Genomic DNA, 3,633 nt, shown 5'->3' on the forward strand with positions numbered 1-3,633 from the left:
AAATACGTCGCCGTATTGCGAAGGGCAGTACTAAGCTAGGGCGGTTTGAGCCATCACACTGGCGGCAATTAGTGATGGGGATCAAGAGTCCGCGGCGTGTACTTGATGACCGTGGGTGGCAGTATAGTTTTGCTGCCCAAATCAAGTTTTTGGTAGGGACAGGTTGTCGAGTTTAAAGAATTGACGAACTACTGACAGGACGAAAGAGAGGCCATCATAAAAGCAAATCGCCTCCACTTAGAGTAATAGTTCGCCTCTTGCGCGGTCGTCCTTATCGCCCACGGCGGTAGTAGTAGCCGCCGCCGCCGAAGAGTAGGAGTAACACGACGATAATGATTATTAATGTAGTGGTGCTCATGGTGGCTACAACCTACCACTGTTCCGCGCAGCCGTCTATCCGGTTTAGACAACCAGCCACTCGTCTCGCTCAGGAGCGACCAGGTCGGATTCATCTTCCAATTTCATCACCTGCTCGAATTTTAGCGGGAATTTGTCCATTCTCGCATCGCCTTCAAGAGTTGCTATCCCGTTCAGCCCTTGTCAAGAATAACTCAATTAGGTCCTCGAAGATTGATTCCTTCCTCCCGTGGTCATGTGGTTAATGGCTGTGAACCGTGCGACTCTGCAGTCTCTTCTTCGCCGGTCACAACTTGCGTTTATGAGACCAGCACGTTATGAGAGAAGGTATGCAGGAGGAGGATTTTACATATCTATACGCTTTGGAAGAGAGCTTCTGGTGGTTCGCGGGAATGCGCGAGATTTCATCTGCGCTGCTCGAGCCGGTATTGCGGCCATCGCAAGACCGGCTGATTCTGGATGCCGGGTGCGGCACGGGTAGAATGCTTTCGTGGCTGGCGCGCTTCGCCGGGCGCGGGCCGGTCGTCGGGATCGATGTGGTTCCCAGCCCGTTGAGGTTTTGCCGCGAGCGCCATCACACGCATTTAGCTCAGGCGTCCGCGATGCATCTGCCGTTCGCCGATTCGACGTTCGATCTGTTCACGAGCTTTGACGTGCTGGTGCAACTGCCGGGCGAGGGAGCGGACGAACAGGCTATCCGAGAAATGTACCGTGTGCTTCGACCGGGCGGCGTCGCTTTCGTGCGCGTCGCCGCTTACGAATGGATGCGAAGCGGCCACGACGAGGCGCTGGGGACTCAGCGTCGGTACACTCTCGGAGCACTGATCGAGCGGATGGAGAATGCGGGCTTCAGCATCGCGCGCGCGACTTACGCTAACACACTGCTGCTGCCCGCTGCCGCATTGAGGCGGCTCGTGTTGAAGCGTGTGGGTCTGGCCGACAGCGGCTCGGACGTTAAGCCGTTGCCGCCGAAGTTAGAGTGGCTGAACCGCGTCCTCGCCAGTGCACTCCTGAGCGAGGCGCGAATCTTGAGAAACCCACGGGCGAGTTTGCCCGCCGGCCTCTCCGCCATTTGCATCGCAGAGAAACCGCACAACTGAGTTATAGGCTTCTCTGACAAGCTGCCGCTTTCCCGCCGTCATGATTCGAAGAGGAGAATTTTGTCCGCGACTTCGCGTGTCTCTTCTTCCGTGAGATGTGGGTGCAGGGGCAAGGATAAGATTTTGCCCGCCACGTCTTCGGCCACAGGCAGAGCGCCCTGCTCAGGTCGCCGGAACAAGGGTTGTTGGTGCAGCAAAAAAGGGTAATAAATTAACGCCTCGATTCCGTGTGCGGCGAGGTGAGAGCGCAAGCGATCTCGCTGCGGATGCTGCGTCACGTAGAGGTGGTAAACGTGCGCTTCGGGCGCGCGCGTCGAAGGAAGTTGTAACCTCGTGCCGCGTAGCGTTTCGTCGTAAATTCGCGTGAGGCTCCGCCGCCGTTCATTCCATTTTTCAAGACGTTGGAGTTTGACACGCAGCAGTACCGCCTGCATCTCGTCGAGACGCGAATTGCGCCCTTCGACGCCGGCTCGGAAAGCCGGGGCGTGTCCGCCCTGCCGCAATGTTTTCACGCGCTGAATTAGAGCCAGGTCATCTGACGTGACTGCGCCGCCGTCCCCGCACGCGCCGAGATTTTTCGTCGGGTAAAAACTGAAAGCCGCCGCGTGAGCAAGCGCGCCCGCGCGCTTCCCCTCTATCCGCGCGCCGTGCGCTTGCGCGGCGTCTTCGATGACGGTCAGACCATGACGCGCGGCCACTTCGCAGAGCGCAGACATGTCGGCCATCTGGCCGTAGAGATGGACGGGCATGAGTGCGCGCGTGCGCGGAGTGATCACTCGTTCGACGGCGGACGGGTCGAGCGTGTAAGTTTGCGGGTCGATGTCGGCGAAGACGGGAACGCCACCGGCGTTGAGGATGGCGAGCGCTGTATAGGCAGCCGTCAGAGGCGACGTGATGACTTCGTCCTGCCTTCCCTGACGCACGGCCCCGGAAGCAATCAGCGCGAGCGCGAGCGCGTCGGTGCCGGAGTTGACGCCCGCCGCGCCTCGCACGCCGCAAAAGCGCGCCCACTCTTCTTCAAATGCCTCGACCTCACGTCCGAGGATAAAGACGCCGCCCGCCATCACCCGCGTGAGCGCGGCGGCGGCCTCCGCCTCAATCTCCCGATGCTGCCGCGTTAGATCGAGAAACGGTATTCGCATCCGACTCCCAATAATGTGTCCGATTCTTTTCGTAATACTCGACGGTGCGGGTTAGCCCCTTATCCAGCGGCGTGCGCGGACGCCACCCCAAAGCCGTCTCGATCTTGTGATAACTCGAATAAGCGTTGCCGATGTCGATCAACTGTCGTTCGGGCGGGAACGGCACGGGATTAATAGAGCCGCGACCCGTCAGTGAGATCAACTCGCCGGCCAGATCGGACAAGCTCACCGGGGCGAGGCCGCCGAGGTTAAAAACTTCGCCCTCGGCGGCCTCGCTCGCGCCGGCCAACAGCAGCGCCTCGACCACGTCGTCAACGTAATTCATATCGCGCCGCTGCCGGCCTTCGCCGAAGAGTTCAATCACGCCGCCGTCGAGCGCCTGATGGATGAACCACCCGATGAATCCCTGCCGGTCGTGGCGGACGAGTTGGCGCGGGCCGTAAGTGTTTGTCAGGCGCAAGCACACAGTCCGCAGGCCGTAAACCCGGTGGTAGAGTTGGTGGTAATTTTCGGCGGCTAATTTGTGGATGCCGTTAATGTCGAGGGGCAACAAACGGTGATGTTCGTCGATCGGCAGGTAAACGGGTTTGCCGTAGACCTGCCGCGTACTCGTGAAGACGATCTTCACGTGCGGGTTAAAATTGCGGCAAGCTTCGAGCAGCGTGAGTTGAGCGGCGCAGTTCAACTCCAAGTCACGGTGTGGGCGCAACATGGATTCGAGGTGGCTGACGTTGCCCGCGAGGTTGAAAATGTAATCGACCCCGCCGACGAGGTGGTTGATGACATAGTCGTCACCTATGTCGGCGATGTGTACCTTGACGCGATCTTTAATGTCTTGAACGTTAAAGAGGTTGCCGCCCTGATCGGGCACCAGCGCGTCAACAATGGATACTGCGACGTCGCCGATTTCGACCAGTTTGCGCGCCAAGTTGCTGCCGATGAATCCAAGCCCGCCGGTGATGAGTACGGAGCTGCTTTTATAGACACTGAAGTGGTGAGACGTAGTCGTCATAATCTGTCCCCAAAGAGTTGAC

The 3,633-nt window shown here is 58.8% G+C and carries 3 protein-coding genes; 1 reads left to right on the top strand and 2 read right to left on the bottom strand.

Features of this window, described 5'->3' with window-relative positions:
- The first annotated feature begins 686 nt into the window (after positions 1-686).
- Positions 687-1,457, top strand: a complete 771-nt coding sequence (locus VES88_07285) for a class I SAM-dependent methyltransferase (protein HYN81287.1) — start codon at positions 687-689, stop codon at positions 1,455-1,457.
- A 38-nt stretch (positions 1,458-1,495) separates the two neighbouring features.
- On the opposite strand, the gene VES88_07290 is transcribed toward VES88_07285, so the two are convergent.
- The gene (locus VES88_07290; GenBank protein HYN81288.1) at positions 1,496-2,521 is read right to left on the bottom strand and encodes a DegT/DnrJ/EryC1/StrS family aminotransferase; all 1,026 of its coding nucleotides are present in this window, start codon (positions 2,519-2,521) and stop codon (positions 1,496-1,498) included.
- A gap of 31 nt (positions 2,522-2,552) precedes the next feature.
- The coding region (locus VES88_07295) for an NAD-dependent epimerase/dehydratase family protein (GenBank protein HYN81289.1) at positions 2,553-3,633 on the bottom strand (1,081 nt) is incomplete at its 5' end.

This window comes from Gemmatimonadaceae bacterium (assembly GCA_035633115.1).
Lineage (GTDB): Bacteria > Gemmatimonadota > Gemmatimonadetes > Gemmatimonadales > Gemmatimonadaceae > UBA4720.

Bases quoted from the DNA above. Each gene is read 5' to 3' on its own strand.
- VES88_07285 (HYN81287.1), top strand. From the start codon at position 687: ATGCAGGAGGAGGATTTTACATATCTATACGCTTTGGAAGAGAGCTTC.
- VES88_07290 (HYN81288.1), bottom strand. From the start codon at position 2,521: ATGGCGGGCGGCGTCTTTATCCTCGGACGTGAGGTCGAGGCATTTGAA.